Source organism: Staphylococcus sp. URHA0057, from assembly GCF_000620265.1.
In the GTDB taxonomy this organism is placed as follows: domain Bacteria; phylum Bacillota; class Bacilli; order Staphylococcales; family Staphylococcaceae; genus Staphylococcus; species Staphylococcus pasteuri.
The window spans coordinates 14,067-37,618 of record NZ_KK211096.1 but is presented as its reverse complement, the minus strand read 5'-3'; the positions used below and the strand labels follow the sequence as shown (position 1 = coordinate 37,618).

The following is a 23,552-nucleotide window of genomic DNA, read 5'->3' as shown; positions in this document are numbered from 1 at the left end:
TTATCATAATAATACGGAAGAAGTGATCGTTTTGTTTGATTGGTTTCAATTGGCTAGTAAAAAAGAAAAAAGAATGATTCAACTGCGACGTTATTTACATCAATATCCTGAACTTTCTTTTGAAGAGAAGCAAACACATGACTATATAGTTAATCAACTTAGCCAATTGTCATGTGACATTCAAACTCCAGTAGGTAGAAACGGAATTAAAGCAACTTTTAAAGGAAAAGAAAATGGACCGACTATCGCATTTCGTGCTGATTTTGATGCATTACCAGTTCAAGAACTAAATGATGTGTCTTATAAATCTAAAAACGATGGTTGTATGCATGCGTGTGGACATGATGGTCATACAGCCATACTATTAGGTGTTGCTGAAATAGTAAATGAGCATCGTCACCTACTTAAAGGTAATGTCGTTTTTATCTTTCAATATGGTGAGGAAATTATGCCTGGTGGTTCTCAAGAAATGATTAATGATGGTTGTTTAAAAGACGTAGATAAAATTTACGGTACGCATCTTTGGAGTGGCTATCCAACAGGAACCATATATTCACGACCAGGTCCAATTATGGCTTCACCAGATGAATTTAGTATTACAATTCAAGGTAAAGGCGGCCACGGCGCTAAACCACAAGAAACTATTGATCCTATTGTTATTATAGCTGAGTTTATTTTAAGTGCTCAAAAAATCATCTCACGCACTATAGATCCTGTAAAACAAGCTGTTTTAACATTTGGTATGGTACAGGCTGGTTCATCAGATAGTGTTATACCAGATAGTGCATTTTGTAAAGGGACAGTGCGTACATTTGATACACAAATTCAAAGTCATGTTAAACAAAAGATGGATAAATTACTACAGGGTTTGGCATTAGCAAATGATATCACATATGATTTTAACTATATTAAAGGGTATTTACCTCTTCATAATCATGATCAAGCCTATGAAGTTGTTAAACAAGCAGCTAACGATATGCATTTACGCTTTAATGAATCTGATTTAATGATGATTGGGGAAGATTTTTCACATTATTTAAAAGTGAGACCTGGGGCTTTCTTCTTAACAGGTTGTGGCAATAAAGATAAACAGATCACAGCACCACATCATAATCCCTACTTTGATATAGATGAATCAGCATTCAAATATGCAGCAAGTGAATTCTTAAAAATATTAGAAATTGAAAAAGTTTTTTAAAAATATAAACCGATATCTATCCTGAAATAATTATGAACTTACAAACATCTCTAAATGATTAATAATCATTCATTTAGAGGTGTTTTTGTATATAAAAGCTAACACATTTCATATGTAATATTGAACTTAATTATGGAGTATGTATAATTCGTAATTAGCTGAATACGAGGTATATAGGCAAAATTCAAAGTACATATTTTATAAATAAAAAAGACCCCTAAACGGGGCCTTTAATTATATCGAATAATAAATTATTCGTGGATTTCAGTTACAACGCCTGATCCTACAGTACGTCCACCTTCACGGATTGAGAAACGAGTACCGTCTTCAATCGCGATTGGAGCGATTAATTCAACTGTCATTTCAACGTTGTCACCAGGCATAACCATTTCAGTACCTTCTGGTAAGTTAACTACACCAGTTACGTCAGTAGTACGGAAATAGAATTGTGGGCGGTAGTTACTGAAGAATGGAGTATGACGTCCACCTTCATCTTTAGATAAAACGTAAACTTCCGCTTTGAATTTTGTATGAGGTGTGATTGAACCTGGAGCAGCTAATACTTGTCCACGTTGTACGTCTTCACGAGCAACACCACGTAATAATGCACCGATGTTGTCACCAGCTTCAGCGTAGTCTAATAATTTACGGAACATTTCTACACCAGTAACAGTTGTTTTAGAAGTGTCATGTAAACCGATGATTTCAACTTCTTCACCAACTTTGATTTGACCACGTTCAACACGGCCTGTAGCAACAGTACCACGACCAGTGATTGAGAATACGTCCTCAACTGGCATCATGAATGGTTTGTCAGAATCACGTTCTGGAGTTGGAATGTAGTCATCAACTGCTTGCATTAATTCTAAGATTTTTTCTTCGTATTTTTCGTCGCCTTCTAATGCTTTTAATGCAGAACCAGCGATTACAGGTACGTCGTCACCTGGGAAGTCATATTCAGTTAATAAGTCACGAACTTCCATTTCTACTAATTCTAATAATTCTTCGTCGTCTACCATATCAACTTTGTTTAAGAATACAACTAAAGCTGGTACACCAACGTTACGAGATAATAGAATGTGTTCACGAGTTTGTGGCATTGGACCGTCAGCTGCAGATACAACTAAGATACCGCCGTCCATTTGAGCAGCACCAGTGATCATGTTTTTAACATAGTCAGCGTGTCCTGGGCAGTCAACGTGAGCGTAGTGACGTTTGTCAGTTTGATATTCGATGTGTGCAGTATTGATTGTAATACCACGTTCTTTTTCTTCTGGTGCGTTGTCAATCATGTCATATGATTGTGCAACAGTGTCACCGTTTTTAGCTAATACAGTTGCGATTGCAGCTGTTAAAGTAGTTTTACCATGGTCAACGTGACCGATAGTACCAATATTGGCATGTTCTTTTGAGCGATCAAATTTTTCTTTTGCCATTATTAAATCTCTCCTATTCTTAATAAAAGTTATTTTCAAATTTATCTCTCATGATAGTTTCTCACCATCATGAGAAGATGATTGATTAAGTTGAGTCTAAAAGAAGTATTACTCAATTCATACTTCCTTTATAATGCATTTACCCATAAAAATCAATTCATAAAAGTGATTAGCCTATAACTAAGCTCAACCTGTATTTTAACCTAGCATAGCTAGTAAAAACAAGTTATATTATTCACCTTTATTTTTCTTAATGATTTCTTCAGAAATTGATTTTGGAACTTCTGCATAGTGGTCAAAGTACATAGTGTAAGTACCGCGACCTTGAGTGTTAGAACGTAATGAAGTTGCGTAACCGAACATTTCTGAAAGTGGTACATAAGCATTTACAACTTGTGCATTACCACGAGGTTCCATACCATCAACACGTCCACGACGAGATGTTACGTCACCCATGATATCGCCCATGTATTCTTCAGGCATTTCGATAGTTACTTTCATCATTGGTTCTAAGATAACTGGATCACATTTTTTAGCAGCTTCTTTAAGTGCTAATGATGCAGCAATTTTGAAGGCCATTTCAGATGAATCGACATCATGGTATGAACCATCATATAATTTAGCTTTAACATCAATTAATGGATAACCAGCAAGAACACCATTTTCCATAGCATCTTTAAGACCAGCTTCTACTGATGGAATGTATTCACGAGGAACTACACCACCAACGATAGCATTTTCGAATTCGAAACCGCCACCAGTTTCATTAGGTGTGAATTCAATATGAACATCACCATATTGACCACGACCACCTGATTGACGAGAGAATTTACCTTGAACTTGTGCTGATTGCTTGAATGTTTCACGATATGAAACCATTGGCGCACCAACATTACATTCAACGTTAAATTCTTTCTTCATACGGTCAACTAAGATATCTAAGTGTAACTCACCCATACCACCGATGATAACTTGTCCAGTTTCTTCGTCAGTATGTGCATGGAAAGTTGGGTCTTCTTCTTGTAATTTAACTAAAGCTTGAGTCATTTTATCTTGGTCAGCTTTAGATTTTGGTTCAACTGATAAGTGGATAACTGGTTCTGGGAATTCCATTGATTCCAAGATAATGTCGTTTTTCTCTCCACATAAAGTATCACCAGTACCTGTTTCTTTAAGACCTACCGCAGCAGCGATATCGCCTGAGTAAACAGTGTCAATCTCTTGACGTGAGTTAGCGTGCATTTGTAATAAACGACCTACACGTTCACGTTTGTCTTTAGATGAGTTTTTAATATATGAACCTGAGCTCATAGTACCTGAGTAAACACGGAAGAAAGTTAATTTACCAACATAAGGGTCAGTCATAACTTTAAATGCTAATGCAGCGAATTCAGCTGAATCGTCTGGTTTAGCAATTACTTCTTCTTCAGGATTGTTAGCACGGTGACCAACGATTGGTTTTACATCTAAAGGAGATGGTAGGTAATCAATTACAGCGTTAAGCATTAATTGAACACCTTTGTTTTTGAATGCAGTACCGCAAAGAACTGGGTAGAATTCTACATCAGTTGTAGCTTGACGGATTGCATTTTTTAATTCTTCAACTGAAATTTCTTCGTCACCAAGATATTTTTCCATTAATTCATCATTAGTTTCAGCTACTGCTTCAATTAATGTTGAACGAGCTTCTTCAGCTCTTTCTTTGTGATCATCTGGAATTTCAATTTCATCGATTTCTGTACCTAGGTCGTTAGTGTATTTGAAACATTTCATTTCAACTAAGTCAATGATTGCTTCAAATTCATCTTCAGCACCAATAGGTAATTGGATAGGTGCAGCATTAGCTTGTAAGCGGTCATGTAATGTGCTTACAGAATAATCAAAGTTTGCTCCTAATTTATCCATTTTGTTAATAAACACGATACGAGGTACGCCGTATGTTGTAGCCTGACGCCAAACTGTTTCAGTTTGAGGTTCAACACCTGATTGAGCATCAAGTACTGTAACCGCACCGTCAAGTACACGTAAAGAACGTTCAACTTCAACTGTGAAGTCTACGTGTCCTGGTGTATCGATAATATTTACACGGTGGCCTTCCCAAGCTGCAGTTGTTGCAGCAGATGTGATAGTAATACCACGATCTTGTTCTTGTTCCATCCAGTCCATTTGTGAAGCACCTTCGTGAGTTTCACCAATTTTGTGGATACGACCTGTGTAATAAAGAATACGTTCTGTCGTAGTAGTTTTACCAGCATCAATGTGAGCCATGATACCGATATTACGAGTATTTTTCAAAGAAAATTCTCTTGCCATGTATTTTTTCTCCTTCCAGTTATTACTGAATAAGTACTTTAGATATGGCGATGCCCTAAGCATGAGCCATTATTGGTAAACCAATCGTTTGGAACACACTCAGGGTAAAAGCTTCAATCTTACCAACGGTAGTGAGCAAATGCTTTGTTAGCTTCAGCCATTTTGTGAGTGTCCTCACGTTTCTTAACTGCACCACCTGTATTATTTGCTGCATCTAAGATTTCGTTAGCTAAACGTTCTTCCATAGTTTTTTCACCACGAAGACGCGCATAGTTAACTAACCAACGTAATCCTAAAGTAGAACGACGTTCTGGGCGTACCTCAACAGGTACTTGGTAGTTTGAACCACCCACACGACGAGCTTTAACTTCTAATACTGGCATAATGTTTTCGATTGCTTCTTCGAATACTTCAATAGCTTGACGACCACTACGTTCTTCAACTAGGTCGAACGCTGAATAAAGAATTCTTTGAGCTGTTCCACGTTTACCGTCTAACATAATTTTGTTAATTAATTTTGTAACTAATTTTGAGTTATGAATTGGATCTGGTAATACGTCTCTTTTAGGTACTGATCCTTTACGAGGCATAATGTAAATCCTCCCTTCCTATTATAGTATATTGTGTTTCATTATTTTTAAAATTTACGTAATCTTAAAAATTAATTTTTAGGTTTTTTAGTTCCGTATAATGAACGACCTTGTCTACGTCCGTCTACACCTGAAGTATCAAGTGCACCACGTACAATGTGGTAACGCACACCAGGTAAGTCTTTTACACGTCCACCACGTACAAGTACTACACTGTGTTCTTGTAAGTTGTGTCCGATACCAGGAATGTATGCGTTGATTTCAATGTTATTTGATAAACGCACACGTGCATATTTACGTAACGCTGAGTTAGGTTTTTTAGGTGTCATAGTACCCACTCGAGTACAAACGCCACGTTTTTGTGGAGAATTCAATTCAGTGAATTGTTTCTTCTTACTGTTAAAACCTCTGTTTAAAGCTGGTGAATCAGATTTTTTTGATTTGCTTTGTCTTGGTTTACGTACTAATTGGTTAATAGTTGGCATTGAATATGTCCTCCTCTCTTCATTTTTTAATGCCACACATCCAGGTGGTTCATTTTAAGGTTAAATAAAATTTAGTAAGTAAAAACTTACTAATTCTCATTCAATATAGCAACGATTGTTGCATTAACATTAATACCTACATATTCTCCTAAATCCTTCTTAGATGAGAAAAGTGTATATGGTATGTTTTTTTGATTGATTTGGCTTAACACGCGAGTCATAAGATGAACCTCAACGTCTTGAGCAATAATCAATGATGTAACTTGATCTTTATTCAACGCTTTAAGCGTCTCCTTCAGACCAACTACATATTGTTGTTTGTTAAAGCGTGCAACTTTTTCATTAGACATTTATAATATCCTCCAAAGTTCTGCTTGCATCAACCTTTAATATAGTAACATTACATGACTACAATAGTCAATATTTATTCATGCATTTATGAAATAAATAAGAATCAAGAGACTAAAATTTTCGTTTAGTCTCTTGATTAAATAACTATTCGGTAACGTCTACCTCTTCTTCTGTACTAGCAACTGGAGCTACGTTTTTATCGAATTGAACATCGCTATAACGTCTCATACCAGTACCAGCTGGGATAAGTTTACCGATAATTACATTTTCTTTAAGACCAAGTAAATCATCGCGTTTACCTTTAATAGCTGCATCAGTAAGTACACGAGTTGTTTCTTGGAATGATGCTGCAGATAAGAAGCTTTCTGTTTCAAGAGAAGCTTTTGTAATACCTAGCAATACTGGTTTTGCAGTTGCTGGGCGTTTACGTTCTTTAAATGCTTCTCTGTTAGCATCTGTAAAGTTGTGGATATCAACTAATGAACCAGGTAATAACTTAGTATCTCCTGCTTCAATGATACGAACTTTACGTAACATTTGTCTTACCATTACCTCAACGTGTTTATCATCAATTTCAACACCTTGCATACGGTAAACTTTTTGAACTTCTTTTAATAAATAGCTTTCAGTAGCATTTAAACCAGCAACTGATAAGAAGTTTTTAGGTTCAATTGAACCTTCTGTTAATACTTCACCACGTTCAACTGATTGTCCTACTTCAACTTTAAGTCTAGAAGTTCCTGAAGCTAGATAAGATCTAGTTTCATTTTCACCTTTAACAACAATTTCTTGTTGACGGTCTTTTGCTAATTTAATATCTTCTACTACACCTTCAATTTCAGTGATTACAGCTTGACCTTTAGGGTTACGTGCTTCAAATATTTCTTGAATACGTGGAAGACCTTGAGTAATATCGCTTCCGGCTACCCCACCTGTATGGAATGTACGCATTGTAAGCTGTGTACCTGGTTCACCGATTGATTGTGCAGCAATTGTACCAACTGCTTCACCCACTTCAACTTTTTCACCTGTTGCAAGGTTTTTACCATAACATTTTTCACATACACCATGACGTGTATTACAAGTGAATGCTGAACGGATGTACATTTGTTCAATGCCAGCGTCAGTAATTTTCTTAGCAATTTCAGCAGTGATTAACTCATCTGGACGGATAATCACTTCATCAGTTTCAGGATGACGGATAGTTTCTTTTGAGTAACGTCCTTCAATACGTTCAATGAATGGTTCAATCATTTCTGTACCTTCTCTAATATCTGAAACAAGTAAACCTCTGTCAGTACCACAATCTTCTTCACGAACAATAACATCTTGTGCAACGTCAACAAGACGACGAGTAAGATAACCTGAATCGGCAGTTTTAAGTGCTGTATCGGCAAGACCTTTACGCGCACCATGAGTAGAAATGAAGTACTCTAACACTGTTAAACCTTCACGGAATGATGATGTGATTGGTAGTTCGATGATCTTACCTGATGGTGCAGCCATCAATCCACGCATACCTGCTAACTGTGTAAAGTTAGATGCGTTACCACGGGCACCAGAGTCACTCATCATGAAGATTGGGTTTGTTTTTTCAAGTGATTGCATTAATTCACCTTGAATTTGGTCCTTAGCATCTGTCCAAATTTCAACGACAGCATTGTAACGTTCTTCTTCAGTGATTAAACCACGATTGAATTGTTTAGTTACACGATCAACTAATTTTTCATGCTCATCTAAAATATCTTTTTTATCTGGTAATACCACGATATCAGATACACCAACAGTGATACCTGCTTTTGATGAGAATTTAAATCCTAGGTCTTTCATGCGGTCAAGCATCATAGATGTATCAGTGATACTAAATCTATTGAATACTTCAGCAATGATATTACCTAAGAATTTTTTATTGAATGGTTCAGTTAATTCTTTAGTTTCAAAGAATTCTTTTAATCCACCTTCACCTAACTCTGTTGGGTCAACAAAGTATTTATCAGGTGTTTTACCTTCAAGGTTAGCTTGAGTTGGTTCATTGATATAAGCAAATGAATCAGGAATGATTTCATTAAAGATAATTTTACCTACTGAAGTAGCTAAAATTTTATTGTTTTGCTCATCTGTAAATGTTGGATTATTGAATGAACTTGCATGTACACCAATTCTAGTGTGTAAATGAACATAGCCATTAGCATATGCTTTTAACACTTCGTTAGTATCATTAAAGATTGCCCCAGTGTTAACAGCATCTTTACGTTCTAATGTTAGGTAATAGTTACCTAATACCATATCCTGTGATGGTGTAACAACTGGTTTACCATCTTTAGGGTTCAAGATGTTTTGCGCAGCTAACATTAACATACGTGCTTCGGCTTGAGCCTCTTTAGATAATGGAACGTGAACAGCCATTTGGTCACCATCAAAGTCAGCGTTATATGCTGTAGTAACAAGAGGGTGTAAACGGATTGCACGACCTTCAACTAAAGTTGGTTCGAATGCTTGGATACCTAATCTGTGAAGTGTAGGTGCACGGTTTAGTAATACTGGATGTTCTACGATAACTTCTTCTAAAACATCCCATACTTCATCGTCCATGCGTTCGATTTTACTCTTCGCATTTTTAATGTTTGTTGCAATTTCACGTTGAACTAATTCTTTCATTACGAAAGGTTTAAATAGTTCAAGTGCCATTTCTTTAGGTAAGCCACATTGATACATTTTCAGACTTGGACCTACTGCGATAACGGAACGACCTGAATAGTCAACACGTTTACCTAATAAGTTTTGACGGAAACGACCTTGTTTACCTTTTAACATATGTGATAGTGATTTTAATGGACGGTTACCAGGACCTGTAACAGGACGGCCACGACGACCATTATCAATTAAAGCATCAACAGCTTCTTGTAACATACGTTTTTCATTTTGAACTATGATTCCAGGTGCACCAAGATCTAATAAGCGTTTCAAACGATTGTTACGGTTAATAACACGTCTATATAAATCGTTTAAGTCACTTGTTGCAAAACGTCCACCGTCTAATTGAACCATTGGACGGATTTCTGGTGGGATGATTGGAAGTACATCTAAAATCATCCAAGCTGGATTGTTACCTGAATTACGGAATGATTCAACTACCTCTAAACGTTTGATAGCACGAGTAAGTCTTTGTCCTGTTGCAGATTCTAATTCATCACGTAAAGTTTTAAGTTCTTCATCTAAGTCAATTTCTGATAATAAGTCTCTGATACCTTCAGCACCCATTTTGGCAACAAATTGACCTGGATATTTATCATAATAATCTCTAAATTCTGCTTCTGATAATAATGTTTTCTTTTCTAAACCAGTTGGACCTGGGTCAACAACAACATAAGAAGCAAAGTAAATAACTTCTTCTAATGCTCTTGGAGACATATCTAATAATAGACCCATACGGCTAGGGATACCTTTGAAGTACCAAATATGTGAAACTGGTGCTGCTAATTCAATGTGTCCCATTCTTTCACGACGTACTTTTGACTTCGTTACTTCAACACCACATCTATCACATACCATGCCTTTGTAGCGTACACGTTTGTACTTACCACAACTACACTCCCAGTCTTTTGTAGGTCCAAATATTCTTTCACAGAAAAGACCATCTTTTTCAGGTTTTAACGTACGATAGTTAATTGTTTCAGGCTTTTTAACCTCACCATAAGACCATGAACGAATCTTTTCAGGTGAAGCTAATCCTATTTTCATATAATGGAAATTATTTACATCAATCAAGGAGCCTACCTCCTTCAATTTAGATTAGCTGTGCTATTTGATTGATTTACATTTATAGTATATAGAATTTGAGAAAGGTTTGAGCGACACTGATGTCGCCCCAACCTATATTCTAGTTATCTATGTGCATATTAATCAGTAGTTTCTTTTTGTGATTCTGGCGCATCTTTTTGTTGTAAATCTACTTTGCGTTCAGTTACATCTTCATCTTCGTTGTCAGCCATTTCGATTTCGTTATCTTGCTCATCCATCACTTTGACGTCTAATCCTAAACTTTGTAATTCTTTCATCAATACACGGAATGATTCAGGAACACTTGGTCTAGAGATATTTTCGCCTTTTACTATAGCTTCGTATGTTTTAACACGACCTACAGTATCGTCTGATTTATAAGTCAAGATTTCTTGTAATGTGTATGCAGCACCATATGCTTCAAGTGCCCATACCTCCATTTCACCAAAACGTTGTCCACCGAATTGCGCTTTACCACCTAATGGTTGTTGCGTAACTAATGAGTATGGACCAGTTGAACGCGCATGTAATTTATCGTCAACCATGTGTGCAAGTTTAAGCATGTACATAACACCAACTGAAATACGATTATCGAATGGTTCACCAGTACGACCATCATATAATACAGTTTTACCGTCACGAGCCATACCTGCTTCTTCGATAATTGACCAAACGTCATCATCGTTGGCACCATCGAATACTGGAGATGCAACATGGATACCTAAGTTTTTAGCAGCCATACCTAAATGTAGCTCAAGTACTTGTCCGATATTCATACGTGATGGTACACCTAATGGGTTTAACATGATGTCAATTGGAGTTCCATCTGGTAAATATGGCATATCTTCTTCAGGAACAATTTTAGAAATGACACCTTTGTTACCATGTCGACCACACATTTTATCTCCGACGTGAATTTTACGTTTTTGAACGATATAAACACGTACTAATTGGTTAACACCTGGAGATAATGTATCATCGCCTTCTTCACGATTGAATACTTTAACATCTAGAACGATACCGCCAGCACCATGTGGCACACGTAATGATGTATCACGAACTTCACGTGCTTTTTCACCAAAGATTGCATGTAATAATCTTTCTTCTGCTGTAAGTTCTGTAACTCCTTTTGGTGTTACTTTACCTACTAAGATGTCTCCATCATTAACTTCAGCACCAACATAAACGATACCACGTTCGTCTAAGTTTTTAAGTGCACTTTCAGAAACATTAGGAATATCACGTGTAATCTCTTCAGGTCCTAATTTAGTATCACGAGCTTCTGATTCATACTCTTCAATATGAATTGAAGTGTAAACATCGTCTTTAACTAAACGTTCACTCATGATTACAGCATCCTCGTAGTTATAACCGTCCCAAGTCATGAATCCAACAACAACGTTACGGCCTAATGCCATTTCGCCTAATTCCATTGAAGGACCATCAGCTAGTATTTCGTTATATTCAACGATGTCACCAGCAGCAACAATTGGGCGTTGGTTATAACAAGTACCAGAGTTAGAACGTTTGAATTTCGCTAATGGATAACGATCTAATTCACCTTCGTGCTCTTGTCCATTTTGTTCAACTAGACGACGTACTAAGATTTCATTAGATTCAACATGTTCAACTCTACCTCTATGGTTTGCTGTAATAGCAGCACCTGAGTCACGTGCAGCAACATGTTCCATACCAGTACCAACAAATGGAGCTTCAGGGTTCATCAATGGTACTGCTTGACGTTGCATGTTTGCACCCATTAACGCACGGTTAGAGTCATCGTTTTCTAAGAATGGGATACATGCTGTAGCTGCTGATACAACCTGTTTAGGTGAAACATCCATGTAATCCATTTTTTCTTTAGCCATAACTGTGTTATTACCACGGAAACGACAAACAACTTCATCGTCTAAGAAACGGCCATTTTCATCTAATCGAGAGTTCGCTTGGGCAACAACATAACTATCTTCTTCATCAGCAGTTAAATAGTCAATTTGATCAGTAATTGCATTCGTATCTAAATCTACTTTACGATATGGTGTTTCAATGAAACCAAATTCATTCACACGTGCGTAACTAGATAAAGAGTTGATTAATCCAATGTTTGGACCCTCTGGTGTTTCAATTGGACACATACGACCATAGTGAGAATAGTGTACGTCACGAACTTCCATTTGTGCACGTTCACGTGTTAAACCACCAGGTCCTAAAGCAGAAAGACGACGTTTATGTGTTAATTCTGCTAATGGGTTAGCTTGGTCCATGAATTGTGATAATTGTGAACTACCAAAGAATTCTTTAATAGATGCAATAACAGGACGGATATTGATTAATTGTTGTGGTGTAATTGAATCCGTATCTTGAATAGACATTCTTTCTCGAACTACACGTTCCATTCTTGATAAACCAATACGGAATTGGTTTTGTAATAATTCGCCTACTGAACGTAAACGACGATTACCTAAATGGTCAATATCATCTGTATAACCGATACCACTTAATAAGTTAAAGAAATAACTCATTGAAGAAATGATATCTGCTGGAGTAATACATTTAACTTCTGAATCTGGTAATGCATTACCAATAACAGTTGTTGTGCGTCCTTCTTCATCATTAGGAACATATACTTTGATTGATTGAATTTCAACTGGTTCATCAATAACTGTTCCTTCTAATTCAAATACTTCACTATTAGCATTTGATTCTAAAACGTCCATAATTTCGTCTAATTTACGACGATCAAGAACTGTTCCTTCTTCAACTACAATTTCACCTGTTTCACTATTAACAATTGGTTCTGCTAATTTTTGGTTGAATAAACGGTGTTTTAAGTGTAGTTTTTTGTTTGCTTTGTAACGACCAACGCTTGCTAAGTCATAACGTTTTGGATCGAAGAAACGTGAATATAATAAGCTTTTAGCATTTTCTACTGTTGGTGGTTCGCCAGGACGTAAACGCTCATAAATTTCTAATAATGCTTGTTCTGTGTTTTCAGTACCATCTTTTTCTAATGTATTACGTAAGTATTCACTATCACCTAGTAAATCTACAATTTCTTGATCACTTGAGAAACCTAATGCTCTTAGTAATACAGTTAATGGTAATTTACGTGTTCTATCAATACGTACATAAACAACGTCTTTTGCATCAGTTTCATATTCTAACCATGCACCACGGTTAGGAATAATTGTTGCATCATAGTTTACACGGCCGTTTTTATCAAGTTTTTCATTGAAATAAACGGATGGTGAACGTACTAATTGTGATACGATAACACGTTCTGCACCATTGATAACAAATGTACCTGTATCTGTCATTAGTGGGAAATCACCCATGAATACTTCTTGCTCTTTTACTTCGCCAGTTTCTTTAATAATAAGACGTACTTTTACACGAAGAGGTGCAGCATAAGTAGCGTCACGGTTTTTTGATTCTTCTAAGTCGTATTTCGGTTCACCTAATCTATAATCTACAAATTCTAAAGATAGGTTACCTGTGAAATCTTCAATCGGAGAAATGTCTCTAAACATTTCTAATAAACCTTCTTTAAGGAACCAATCGTAAGATTTTGTTTGAATTTCTATTAAGTTCGGTAATTCTAATACTTCTGAAATTCTCGCGTAATTTCTACGTTTACGATGTCTTCCATATTGGACAACTTGACCTGCCAAACAGATTCACCCCTCAAAAATTGTGTGGTTTGCTTTTACTCATAAAACAAAAGAGAGACTCAAGATTTAAAGACAAAAAGAAAACGGCAACACTTCAGATGACACCATTTTCTATTCTTTATTTATCTTGTTTAACTTATTTGTTTTACATAAAAGTACACACTTATTGAACATAAATTTTTACATTTTATAACTATATCAGAATACTACTCTTAAATCAAGCTTTTGAACTTTTTAATATATAGTACCCTTTACTTTTATTTACAACTTCCACATTGTTAAATAATTCATCCATTTTCTTTTTAGCGGAAGGCATACCTTGCTTTTTTTGGATGACGACAAATAACTCGCCACTTACTTTAAGTTTTTGGTAAGCTTCTTCAAAAATACGATGAACGACATCTTTGCCCGCTCTGATTGGCGGATTAGTTAATACAAAATCAAATTGGTTATCTTCAACTTGAGTCATCCCATCACTCTCTAAAATATCCGCATTTTCAATGTGATTTCTTTTTTTATTCTTTTTAGCTAATTCTAAGGCTCTTCTATTCACATCTAACATAGTAATATGATGATGTGGAGATACCTTAGCAATCATTAATCCAATTGGACCATATCCACAACCAACATCAGCAATTGTTTTACTTGGACCAGGTGGATTGTTATTTATGAATGTTTGAATTAATAAGTCAGATCCATAATCAACTCTATCTCTAGAAAAAACTCCATTATCTGTAATTAAATCTATTGATTGTTGATAACACTCATAAGTGATATGTTTTTCATCACTTTTTACATCCGGATTTTCATCATAGTAATGACTCATGTCTTCACCTCTATTAGTCTTTTGTATAACATTAATTGAAAAAATTATTATAAATGAATTAAAAACCCCGTTATCGCAATAACGGGGTTTTTAACTTCTCAAAGAATGTAGTCACAAATATAATTTGTAACTATATTATTTAGTTAGGAAACTAGAATTATTTTAATTCTACAGTTGCGCCAACTTCTTCTAATTGTTCTTTAAGTTTTTCAGCTTCTTCTTTAGGTAAAGCTTCTTTGATTACTTTAGGAGCTCCGTCAACTAATTCTTTAGCGTCTTTTAATCCTAAGCCAGTTGCTTCTTTAACTGCTTTAACAACTTTGATTTTTGAAGATCCAGCTGAAGTTAATTCAACATCAAATTCAGTTTTTTCAGCTGCTGCGTCGCCGCCACCAGCTGCACCTGCTGCTGCTACTGGAGCTGCTGCAGTTACACCAAATTCTTCTTCAATTGCTTTTACTAAATCGTTTAATTCTAAAACTGACATTTCTTTAATTGCTTCAATGATTTGTTCTTGATTAGCCATTTTATAATTCCTCCGTTATTTTTAATTTTTTATGCGCAATTATTCAGCGCTTTCTTCTTTTTGTTCTCCAACAGCTTTAACCGCATAAGCGAAGTTGCGTACTGGAGCTTGTAATACAGATAAAAGCATAGATACAAGACCATCGTGTGAAGGTAATGAACCAACAGTTTTAACTTCTTCTGCTGAAATAACATTTCCTTCCATAACGCCTGTTTTAACTTCTAACGCTTCATGTTCTTTTGCAAATCCTGCAATAACTTTTGCTGGAGCTACTACATCTTCAGTTGAAGTTGCGATAGCTGTAGGACCTGTTAAGAATTCATCTAAGCCTTCGATACCAGCTTTTTCAGCAGCACGACGTACCATTGTGTTTTTGTATACTTTATACTCAACACCAGCTTCACGTAATTGTTTACGTAATTCAGTAACTTCAGCTACTGTTAAACCACGGTAGTCAACGATCACTGTTGAAACTGAGTTTTTAAGTTGATCAGCAATTGTATCAACTAATTGTTTTTTAGCTTCAATGATAGCAGACATTCAGACACCTCCATTTAATTTTTTCGGTGCTTTTTTTAAGTTTAATAAAAAAAGCACTTTCTACCCACGGCAAAAAGTGCTTGAAAGTTAATAGTCACGTTCAAGTCAATTTTAGCCTCGGTAGGATTATGTTTTAAGTTATCAAATAACTCCTACTGTCTTAGGTAAAATAATCACAATATTAAATATAACTGCTTAATTGTAATATGTCAATATGTTTTTTAGAAACTCTTAACATTTTAATGCTTAGAGTTTCTTAGAGTGCAACTCTCAAATCTATCTGATTTCTTAGTGTTGCCTCCACAAGGTTGACTAGACCAATCATGAGCTCTGTGATATGAGTGGTCAGTTAACTACTGTGAGCATGAGCTTTAGCTCAGGCGTTCCTCTCGTAATGCATTTTAATGCTTAGAGTTTTTTAGAGAGCAACTCTAAAATCTACCTGATTTCTTAGTGTTGCCTCCACAAGGTTGACTAGATCAATCATGAGCTCTGTGATATGAGTGGTCAGTCAACTACTGTGAGCATGAGCTTTAGCTCAGGCGTTCCTCTCGAAGTGCATTTTAATGCTTAGAGTTTCTTCGTTTTTAAAAATTAAACCTAGGACTTTAACAGCCCTAGGTTATATTTATTAATTATAATTTGAATGAAGAAGTATCAACTTTAACTCCAGGACCCATTGTTGTAGTTACAGCAACAGATTTGAAGTAAGTACCTTTAGAAGATGATGGTTTAGCTTTTGCTAATACATCTTGTAAAGCTTTGAAGTTTTCAACTAATTTTTCATCGCTAAATGAAACTTTACCGATAGAAGCATGTACGATACCAGCTTTTTCAGCACGGTATTCAACTTTACCAGCTTTGATTTCTTCAACTGCTTTTTTAACATCCATTGTTACAGTACCAGTTTTAGGGTTTGGCATCAAACCTTTAGGTCCTAATACACGACCAAGTTTACCAACTTCGCCCATCATGTCTGGAGTAGCAACAACTACGTCAAAGTCGAACCAACCTTGTTGGATTTTTTGTACGTAATTAGATTCACCTACGTAATCTGCGCCTGCTTCTTCAGCTTCAGTGATTTTATCACCTTTTGCGAATACTAATACACGTTGTGATTTACCAGTTCCGTTTGGTAGCACTACTGCACCACGGATTTGTTGGTCATTTTTACGTGTATCAATTCCTAAACGGAATGCAACTTCAACTGATGCGTCAAAGTTAGCAATGCTTGTTTCTTTAGCTAATTTAATTGCTTCTTCAACACTATAGTGTTGTGTACGGTCAACTTTATTAGCTGCTTCTTGATACTTTTTACCTTTTTTAGCCATTTATTGTTCCTCCTTTAGTGGTTTTAGCGGAATTTCCTCCCACATTTACTTGTGTCTACCACAAGTTAAGAGCAGATAACAGATAGTTTCTTAATCGAATCAGCCTTTTCAAGCTACTGAGTGCTAAGATGTCATAGACAAAATGGATTGTTTATACCTATTCTGTTACCTGCTTTTATCGTTTGAATCAGTTCATTTCAAATTAGATTTGATTGTTTATTATTCTACAGTGATACCCATACTACGAGCAGTACCTTCGATAATACGCATAGCTGCTTCTTCGTCTGCAGCATTTAAATCTTGCATTTTTTCATTAGCAATTTGACGTACTTGATCTTTAGTTACTGAAGCAACTTTGTTTTTGTTAGGTTCGCCTGAACCTTTTTCAACGCCAGCTGCTTTTTTAAGTAGTACTGGAGCCGGTGGAGTTTTTGTAATGAATGTAAATGAACGGTCTTCATATACACTGATTTCTACCGGAATGATTAAACCTGCTTGCTCTTGAGTACGTGCATTGAACTCTTTACAGAATCCCATAATATTCACACCTGCTTGACCTAATGCTGGACCAACTGGTGGTGCTGGGTTTGCTTTACCTGCAGGAATTTGTAATTTAACTACTTTTTCTACTTTTTTAGCCACGATGTGCACCTCCTTGATATCGTGATGTGGTCACAGGGCTCAGTTTTGCCCTCCCACTCTTAACATTTCGTGACGAAATGAACGCTCTAAAAGCGCGACCACATTATTTTAACACTGTTTCACTTCAGAAAGCAATAGTAAAATTTCAACTTTCATATATTATATATGTTAATTTTGTTTACTATAATTTTTCGATTTGATCGAATTCAACTTCTACCGGTGTTTCTCTTCCGAACATATCAACTAACACTGTTAATTTAAATTTTTCCGCTTCAATTTCTTGAACTTCGCCGACTTGGTTTGCGAATGGTCCAGATTTAATGCGTACTTGTTCGCCAACATCTAATTCGACATCGATTGTTTTTTCCTTTAATCCCATTTGTTTAAGAATAAAGCGAACTTCTTCTGGTAATAATGGGTTAGGTTTTGATCCAGCTCCAGCTGAACCGACAAATCCAGTTACACCTGGTGTATTTCTTACTACATACCATGATTCATCTGTCATTACTAATTCTACTAGTACATATCCAGGGAATGTTTTTTTCACAAGTTTTTTAGCTTTTCCATCTTTAACTTGTGTTTCTTCTTCTTCAGGTATGACAACTCTAAAGATTTGTTCTGTCATATTCATTGATTCTACTCTTTTTTCAAGATTCTTTTTAACTTTGTTTTCATATCCTGAGTATGTATGCACTGCATACCAACGCTTTGCGCCTACTTCTTCAGACATGTCGCCACTCCTAACCTAATAATAAATTTTTCAACGCTGTAATTCCTAAATCTAAGGCATAGAAAAAGACTAAGAAGAATATTACTGTCGAAACAACTATAACAGTGTATTTAAATAATTCCTCTTTAGTTGGCCAACTTGTCTTTTCCATTTCAGATTTTACACCTTGAAAAAAGCTATCTTTTTTAGCCACTAATAAAACCTCCAAATCTTTTAACAATATCTTTATCACATGCTGCGTATTGTTTATTTTGATTCTTTATGTACTGTATGAGCATTGCATCTTGAACAGTATTTCTTAAGGGTCAATCTTTCAGCAGAGCCTTCTTTTTTGGGTACATTATAATTTCTATTGCCACACTCTTCACAATTCAAGGGTACTTTTTTCACATTCATTCACCTTTACTCATTAATATACCAGTCTACTATACATAAATCTAAATATGAATGTCAAACTAGTATACGTCATATTAAGGTTATATCGTTTCTTGCATTCATATTATTATCACTATTTAAACTTATATTCTAAATGATGTCTTATTTTCATTTTACAACGTTGTATCGCATTGTAAACTACTTTGTCTTTAATAGATAATAGGTTAGCGATTTCCTTAGGCTTATAACCTTTAGTATATAAATCAAATACCTTTTGTTCTTGAAGTGTCAAATATTGTTTTATCACATTGATTGCTTCTATTATTTCTTTTCTCTGTAAATTGACCTCTATCTCGTCTCGATTAAGTATATTAATTTGATAATCTATGACATATTCATTAACCAAATTTTTAAATTGCTTTTGATCAGAGAAACATTTTCTATAATAATCACATTTCACAGATTTAATTAAACATGATACGTATTTTACAAATGATTCATCACATTGGTAATTATACCGTTTGAGCGCTTTGTATATTTTAATCAAGATTTCTTGATATAAATCATCTTTTTCAAATTGATTTTGAGAAATTGAATTAATCCTTTTGATAATTAATGGGTTGAATCGGTGTATAACCTTTTTTAAATCCATTTCTAATCTTTGCAAATCTGGCGATATTTGTTGTTGTTCTAGTTGTCCTTTTTCTTGTGTCATATAAATAGCCTTTCCAAAAATTTAAGACTATTTTATAAGATATCTATTTTAAATAGCAATATTGCAGAAATTAATCTTTTTTATGGTTACCCCTTCTTATTTTTTCAAATTCTGCAAGTATATCTTTAGACAACGGAATTCGAGTTCTTGGTTTCTTTTCTGTGATGTCTTCTAACGATTTACTAACAGTAATTTGATTTTCTTTTAATTCTCTCCACATTTCTCTAGAGGAAATTCGATATGCACCAGAACCAAAAATAGCATGTTGTTCGCTCATATCACTCGTCACAACTGTTATATGCGTTGTGTGTTTGTTATACAATTCATAAACATAGCGCTCAATAAAGCTATCGGCCGTTTCTTTTTCCTTAGTAAATACTGTTCTAACTCCGTGATACATATACTCTCTTTCGATGCCAGATTGTTCATAAGCATCGAATACGCAAACAATCTCGTCGGCGATTACAGCATTATAGTTTGCAATAGCGTCAATCAATTGTTCTCTTGCTTCTTCAAGGTTATCTTTAGCAATTTTACTCAGTGTCGTTGATTGGCCAATCATATTGTAACCGTCAATAATTAAATAACGTTCCTTCATTATTCGTCTCCGTTCGAATGTCTTTTACGGAATACCTCGTACATCATTAAACTTGCAGCAACTGATGCATTTAAACTATTTACATGACCAACCATAGGAATTTTAATATAGAAATCACATTTATCACTTACTAAGCGACTCATGCCTTGTCCTTCACTTCCTATTACAATTGCTAGAGACATATCGGCTTCTAACTCTCTATAGTCTGTTGCATTATTTGCCTCTGTACCAGCAACCCAAAAGCCATTATCTTTTAGTTCATCAATTGTTTTGGCTAAGTTTGTTACTCTGATGACAGGCACATGCTGTATGGCACCTGTAGAAGCCTTAGCAACGGTTTGAGTTAAAGAAACAGAACGTCGTTTAGGAATTATGACGCCATCAACACCAGACGCATCAGCTGTTCTTAAAATTGAACCTAAGTTATGAGGGTCTTCTAAACCGTCTAATATCATAACTGTAGATAATCCTTCTTTTTCTTTTTGTTGTTTTAAAAATTGATCGAAATCAGCATATTCATATGGTGCAATAAGTGCAGCTACTCCCTGATGGGGTGCAGTAGATAAAAAATCTAATTTAGATTTTGGCACTGTTTGTACTATGATTTTTTGATCTTTTGCATTTTTTAAAATATCGTTGATTTGTTGTTTTTTTATACCATCTTGTATCAAAATCTTATTTATTGAATGACCTGAAGTAATAGCTTCTTTTACTGCATGTCTACCAACAATGACTATATCTTCCACTTACTCACGACCTCTCATTAACTATTTCTATTATTTTATTTAGCAATTCTTTCAATCGTTCTTCATTATGTTCTAAATACAAATAACCAAGTACCGCTTCTATAGCTGAACTCTTACGGTAAGTTTGAATGTCTGTATTTTTAGCCTTAGTATAACTTTTAGCATTACGCCCTCTTTTTAATATATCCAGTTCTTCTTCAGTAAACCAATCTTCATCAATAAGCGTTTCAAGTGTTTGTGCTTGGCTTTTAGCTGAGACATATTGTTTTGAAACTTGATGTAATCGGTTAGGTTTACTGCGTAATTTGAGCACGATATATTCACGAACATGCTGATCTAAAACGGCATCACCCATATAAGCTAATGTTAAAGGATTAAGTAATTTCGTATTCATATTATCCACGTTTAAATCTAACACCTTGAGGAGTATCTTCTAAAATAATATTCTTCTCTTTTAAATGGTCTCTAATTTCATCAGCACGTGCGAAATCTTTATTTTTTCTAGCTTCATTACGCTCTTCAATTAATTTTTCAATGTCTTCATCTAATAAATCATCTTGTTGTTTTCCTTTTAATGGTACACCTAATACATCACTAAATATTTGATAAACTTCTTTAAATCTATGAATAACTTGAGTTGAAGTAACATTTTCTAATACATATCGATTGGCTAATTTCGCTAAATCATACCAAGCTGTTACAGCATTAGCTGTATTAAAGTCATCATCCATCACTGATTCAAAATTTGCTAAGATATCATTAATTTGGTCGATATATTCTTCTTGATTTTCAATATCAGTAGCTATTGCTTCTCTTTCTTCAATTAATTGATAACTATTTCTAATACGTTCTAGACCACTTTTAGCTGCACTTACAAGTTCTAAATTATAGTTAATTGGACTACGATAATGCACACTAATCATGAAGAAACGTAAGACATCCGGATCAATTTCTTTTATAATATCGTGCACTAAAATAAAGTTACCTAAAGATTTACTCATTTTTTCATTGTCGATATTTATAAAGCCATTATGCATCCAATAATTAGCAAATGGTGCATGGTTGTGTGCTTCTGATTGTGCAATTTCATTTTCATGGTGAGGGAATTGTAGATCTGAGCCTCCTGCATGAATATCGATTGTTGGTCCAAGCTCGTGAAATGCCATTACTGAACATTCAATATGCCATCCAGGACGACCTTCGCCAAAAGGACTTTCCCAACTAATTTCGCCAGGTTTCGCCTTTTTCCATAAAGTAAAGTCTAGTGCATCTTCTTTTTGGTCTCCTGTTTCGATACGAGCACCTACTTTTAAGTCATCAATCGATTGATGACTTAACTTACCATAATCTTTAAATTGACGTGTTCTGAAATAAACATCTCCGTTACTTTCATAAGCATAGCCTTCATCCACTAATTTCTTGATGAAATCTATAATTTCATCCATGTGATTCATTACTCTTGGATTTGATGTAGCTTTTTTAACGTTAAGCGCACCAACATCTTCATAAAATGCTTTTATATATTTATCTGCAATTTCTGGAACACTTTCGTTAAGTTCTTTTGAACGATTAATTAGTTTGTCATCCACATCAGTAAAGTTTGATACATATATTACTTCATAGCCTTTATATTCAAAATATCTACGTACGACATCATAGTTGATTGCAGGTCTTGCATTACCAATATGAATATAGTTGTATACTGTAGGCCCACAAACATACATTTTTACCTTACCTGGTTCTATAGGTTCAAAAGTCTCTTTTTGACGCGTTAACGTATTATATAATGTAATCATCTTGAATCTCCCCGTTTCTAGTTTTTTCAAGTTGTCTTTCTAAGTGTTTAATTTGTTCATATAATGGATCTGGTAAATTTCGATGATCAAATGTTTTACCAATGCGTTTACCATCTTGTTTAACAATATGACCCGGTATTCCTACTACTGTTGAGTAGCTTGGTACTGATTGTAATACCACTGAATTAGCACCTATATTTACATTAGAGCTAATTTGAATATTACCTAACACTTTTGAGCCGGCTGCAATTAACACGTTGTCACCAATATCTGGGTGTCTCTTTCCTTTTTCTTTACCAGTACCACCTAAAGTAACACCTTGATATATTGTCACGTTATCACCAATAGTACATGTTTCCCCTATAACCACTCCCATGCCATGGTCAATAAATAATCGTTTTCCTATTTTAGCGCCTGGATGTATTTCTATACCTGTAAAAAACCTTGAGATTTGAGATATTGCTCTTGCAGCTACATAGCGTTGTTTATTATATAATTTATGTGCAATTAAATGACTCCATACCGCATGTAGACCTGCATAAGTTGTAACGACTTCAATAGTTGATCGTGCTGCTGGATCCTGTTCAAATACCATTTTTATATCGTCTCTCATTCTTTTTAACAAAACATTCTCCCCCTTAGCCTTATTAGACTATCAACTAAAATTATTTAATAAAAAAGCACCTCTAACAATAATTGCTAGAGGCGCAAAAGCACGGTTCCACTCTTCATTTAGTAAATCACAATTCAATTAACTCAACATTTGATTTACTCTCATTTAATCCATATTTGAATTTATTTTATAGATCAAAGGTGCATTCATTAAATTCCATGATGTGCTCGCAGCAACCGCACACTCTCTGAATCATGTACTACTTAATTACTAATCCTTTGATTAACTCA

The 23,552-nt window shown here is 35.1% G+C and carries 22 protein-coding genes and 1 other annotated feature; of the genes, 1 reads left to right on the top strand and 21 read right to left on the bottom strand.

Annotated elements, in window-relative coordinates; genetic code table 11:
• The first annotated feature begins 31 nt into the window (after nucleotides 1-31).
• A complete protein-coding gene (locus N524_RS0109630) occupies nucleotides 32-1,198 on the top strand; it encodes a M20 family metallopeptidase (RefSeq protein ID WP_029056351.1) in 1,167 nt (388 codons plus the stop codon).
• A 251-nt stretch (nucleotides 1,199-1,449) separates the two neighbouring features.
• Here the strand turns inward: N524_RS0109630 and tuf are convergent, their stop codons facing one another.
• The 21 genes from tuf to cysE all read right to left on the bottom strand — a co-directional run bounded on the left by tuf (nucleotide 1,450) and on the right by cysE (nucleotide 23,262).
• Entirely contained in the window at nucleotides 1,450-2,634 is a 1,185-nt protein-coding gene (gene tuf, locus N524_RS0109625) for an elongation factor Tu (protein ID WP_017637541.1), read from the bottom strand.
• Nucleotides 2,635-2,865: 231 nt separating this feature from the next.
• A complete protein-coding gene (gene fusA / locus N524_RS0109620; RefSeq protein ID WP_029056350.1) occupies nucleotides 2,866-4,947 on the bottom strand; it encodes an elongation factor G in 2,082 nt (693 codons plus the stop codon).
• Nucleotides 4,948-5,066: 119 nt separating this feature from the next.
• On the bottom strand, nucleotides 5,067-5,537 hold the full coding sequence (rpsG, locus tag N524_RS0109615; protein WP_002451223.1) for a 30S ribosomal protein S7: 471 nt from the start codon (nucleotides 5,535-5,537) through the stop codon (nucleotides 5,067-5,069).
• A 71-nt stretch (nucleotides 5,538-5,608) separates the two neighbouring features.
• Nucleotides 5,609-6,022 (bottom strand): 30S ribosomal protein S12, encoded by a 414-nt coding sequence (gene rpsL / locus N524_RS0109610; protein ID WP_002451222.1) that lies wholly within the window; start codon nucleotides 6,020-6,022, stop codon nucleotides 5,609-5,611.
• Between the two features lie 89 nt (nucleotides 6,023-6,111).
• Nucleotides 6,112-6,372: a ribosomal L7Ae/L30e/S12e/Gadd45 family protein gene (locus N524_RS0109605; protein WP_017637538.1), complete on the bottom strand. Its 261-nt coding sequence runs from the start codon at nucleotides 6,370-6,372 to the stop codon at nucleotides 6,112-6,114.
• 145 nt (nucleotides 6,373-6,517) lie between these two features.
• Nucleotides 6,518-10,114: a DNA-directed RNA polymerase subunit beta' gene (gene rpoC, locus N524_RS0109600; RefSeq protein ID WP_176745280.1), complete on the bottom strand. Its 3,597-nt coding sequence runs from the start codon at nucleotides 10,112-10,114 to the stop codon at nucleotides 6,518-6,520.
• A gap of 158 nt (nucleotides 10,115-10,272) precedes the next feature.
• Nucleotides 10,273-13,824 carry a DNA-directed RNA polymerase subunit beta gene (gene rpoB / locus N524_RS0109595; RefSeq protein ID WP_029056349.1) on the bottom strand — a complete coding sequence of 1,184 codons (3,552 nt, stop codon included), beginning with the start codon at nucleotides 13,822-13,824 and terminating at the stop codon, nucleotides 10,273-10,275.
• A 217-nt stretch (nucleotides 13,825-14,041) separates the two neighbouring features.
• Nucleotides 14,042-14,650, bottom strand: a complete 609-nt coding sequence (locus tag N524_RS0109590) for a class I SAM-dependent methyltransferase (protein ID WP_017637535.1) — start codon at nucleotides 14,648-14,650, stop codon at nucleotides 14,042-14,044.
• 157 nt (nucleotides 14,651-14,807) lie between these two features.
• Complete coding sequence (gene rplL, locus N524_RS0109585; RefSeq protein WP_017637534.1) at nucleotides 14,808-15,176, bottom strand: 50S ribosomal protein L7/L12; 369 nt, start codon at nucleotides 15,174-15,176, stop codon at nucleotides 14,808-14,810.
• A gap of 39 nt (nucleotides 15,177-15,215) precedes the next feature.
• On the bottom strand, nucleotides 15,216-15,716 hold the full coding sequence (rplJ, locus tag N524_RS0109580; RefSeq protein ID WP_017637533.1) for a 50S ribosomal protein L10: 501 nt from the start codon (nucleotides 15,714-15,716) through the stop codon (nucleotides 15,216-15,218).
• Between the two features lie 38 nt (nucleotides 15,717-15,754).
• Nucleotides 15,755-15,899: a sequence feature (ribosomal protein L10 leader region), on the bottom strand.
• Nucleotides 15,900-16,351: 452 nt separating this feature from the next.
• Nucleotides 16,352-17,047, bottom strand: a complete 696-nt coding sequence (gene rplA, locus N524_RS0109575) for a 50S ribosomal protein L1 (RefSeq protein ID WP_029056348.1) — start codon at nucleotides 17,045-17,047, stop codon at nucleotides 16,352-16,354.
• Between the two features lie 219 nt (nucleotides 17,048-17,266).
• Nucleotides 17,267-17,689 carry a 50S ribosomal protein L11 gene (gene rplK, locus N524_RS0109570; RefSeq protein WP_017637531.1) on the bottom strand — a complete coding sequence of 141 codons (423 nt, stop codon included), beginning with the start codon at nucleotides 17,687-17,689 and terminating at the stop codon, nucleotides 17,267-17,269.
• 181 nt (nucleotides 17,690-17,870) lie between these two features.
• Nucleotides 17,871-18,419, bottom strand: a complete 549-nt coding sequence (nusG, locus tag N524_RS0109565; protein WP_002451213.1) for a transcription termination/antitermination protein NusG — start codon at nucleotides 18,417-18,419, stop codon at nucleotides 17,871-17,873.
• Nucleotides 18,420-18,429: 10 nt separating this feature from the next.
• Nucleotides 18,430-18,612, bottom strand: a complete 183-nt coding sequence (secE, locus tag N524_RS0109560; protein WP_017637530.1) for a preprotein translocase subunit SecE — start codon at nucleotides 18,610-18,612, stop codon at nucleotides 18,430-18,432.
• Nucleotides 18,613-18,665: 53 nt separating this feature from the next.
• Nucleotides 18,666-18,809, bottom strand: coding sequence for a 50S ribosomal protein L33 (gene rpmG / locus N524_RS13275; RefSeq protein ID WP_026083498.1), 144 nt, complete (start codon nucleotides 18,807-18,809; stop codon nucleotides 18,666-18,668).
• A 118-nt stretch (nucleotides 18,810-18,927) separates the two neighbouring features.
• Nucleotides 18,928-19,509 carry a sigma-70 family RNA polymerase sigma factor gene (locus N524_RS0109555; protein ID WP_029056347.1) on the bottom strand — a complete coding sequence of 194 codons (582 nt, stop codon included), beginning with the start codon at nucleotides 19,507-19,509 and terminating at the stop codon, nucleotides 18,928-18,930.
• A 70-nt stretch (nucleotides 19,510-19,579) separates the two neighbouring features.
• The gene (locus tag N524_RS0109550) at nucleotides 19,580-20,107 is read right to left on the bottom strand and encodes an NYN domain-containing protein (RefSeq protein WP_017638455.1); all 528 of its coding nucleotides are present in this window, start codon (nucleotides 20,105-20,107) and stop codon (nucleotides 19,580-19,582) included.
• Nucleotides 20,107-20,853, bottom strand: a complete 747-nt coding sequence (gene rlmB / locus N524_RS0109545; RefSeq protein ID WP_017638456.1) for a 23S rRNA (guanosine(2251)-2'-O)-methyltransferase RlmB — start codon at nucleotides 20,851-20,853, stop codon at nucleotides 20,107-20,109. Before rlmB ends, N524_RS0109550 begins: the two co-directional genes overlap by 1 nt.
• A gap of 4 nt (nucleotides 20,854-20,857) precedes the next feature.
• Nucleotides 20,858-21,247 (bottom strand): Mini-ribonuclease 3, encoded by a 390-nt coding sequence (locus N524_RS0109540; protein WP_029056346.1) that lies wholly within the window; start codon nucleotides 21,245-21,247, stop codon nucleotides 20,858-20,860.
• Between the two features lies 1 nt (nucleotide 21,248).
• Nucleotides 21,249-22,649 carry a cysteine--tRNA ligase gene (gene cysS, locus N524_RS0109535; protein WP_017638458.1) on the bottom strand — a complete coding sequence of 467 codons (1,401 nt, stop codon included), beginning with the start codon at nucleotides 22,647-22,649 and terminating at the stop codon, nucleotides 21,249-21,251.
• A complete protein-coding gene (gene cysE / locus N524_RS0109530; RefSeq protein ID WP_176745279.1) occupies nucleotides 22,633-23,262 on the bottom strand; it encodes a serine O-acetyltransferase in 630 nt (209 codons plus the stop codon). The genes cysS and cysE overlap by 17 nt, the downstream gene beginning before the upstream one ends.
• Nucleotides 23,263-23,552: the final 290 nt, after the last annotated feature.

What these genes read in the sequence shown, in the direction of transcription:
- tuf (WP_017637541.1), bottom strand. Translation starts at nt 2,634, where the DNA reads ATGGCAAAAGAAAAATTTGATCGCTCAAAAGAACATGCCAATATTGGT.
- fusA (WP_029056350.1), bottom strand. Translation starts at nt 4,947, where the DNA reads ATGGCAAGAGAATTTTCTTTGAAAAATACTCGTAATATCGGTATCATG.
- rpsG (WP_002451223.1), bottom strand. Translation starts at nt 5,537, where the DNA reads ATGCCTCGTAAAGGATCAGTACCTAAAAGAGACGTATTACCAGATCCA.
- rpsL (WP_002451222.1), bottom strand. Translation starts at nt 6,022, where the DNA reads ATGCCAACTATTAACCAATTAGTACGTAAACCAAGACAAAGCAAATCA.
- N524_RS0109605 (WP_017637538.1), bottom strand. Translation starts at nt 6,372, where the DNA reads ATGTCTAATGAAAAAGTTGCACGCTTTAACAAACAACAATATGTAGTT.
- rpoC (WP_176745280.1), bottom strand. Translation starts at nt 10,114, where the DNA reads ATGAAAATAGGATTAGCTTCACCTGAAAAGATTCGTTCATGGTCTTAT.
- N524_RS0109590 (WP_017637535.1), bottom strand. Translation starts at nt 14,650, where the DNA reads ATGAGTCATTACTATGATGAAAATCCGGATGTAAAAAGTGATGAAAAA.
- rplL (WP_017637534.1), bottom strand. Translation starts at nt 15,176, where the DNA reads ATGGCTAATCAAGAACAAATCATTGAAGCAATTAAAGAAATGTCAGTT.
- rplJ (WP_017637533.1), bottom strand. Translation starts at nt 15,716, where the DNA reads ATGTCTGCTATCATTGAAGCTAAAAAACAATTAGTTGATACAATTGCT.
- rplA (WP_029056348.1), bottom strand. Translation starts at nt 17,047, where the DNA reads ATGGCTAAAAAAGGTAAAAAGTATCAAGAAGCAGCTAATAAAGTTGAC.
- nusG (WP_002451213.1), bottom strand. Translation starts at nt 18,419, where the DNA reads ATGTCTGAAGAAGTAGGCGCAAAGCGTTGGTATGCAGTGCATACATAC.
- N524_RS0109555 (WP_029056347.1), bottom strand. Translation starts at nt 19,509, where the DNA reads ATGACACAAGAAAAAGGACAACTAGAACAACAACAAATATCGCCAGAT.
- N524_RS0109550 (WP_017638455.1), bottom strand. Translation starts at nt 20,107, where the DNA reads ATGAAGGAACGTTATTTAATTATTGACGGTTACAATATGATTGGCCAA.
- N524_RS0109540 (WP_029056346.1), bottom strand. Translation starts at nt 21,247, where the DNA reads ATGAATACGAAATTACTTAATCCTTTAACATTAGCTTATATGGGTGAT.
- cysS (WP_017638458.1), bottom strand. Translation starts at nt 22,649, where the DNA reads ATGATTACATTATATAATACGTTAACGCGTCAAAAAGAGACTTTTGAA.
- cysE (WP_176745279.1), bottom strand. Translation starts at nt 23,262, where the DNA reads ATGAGAGACGATATAAAAATGGTATTTGAACAGGATCCAGCAGCACGA.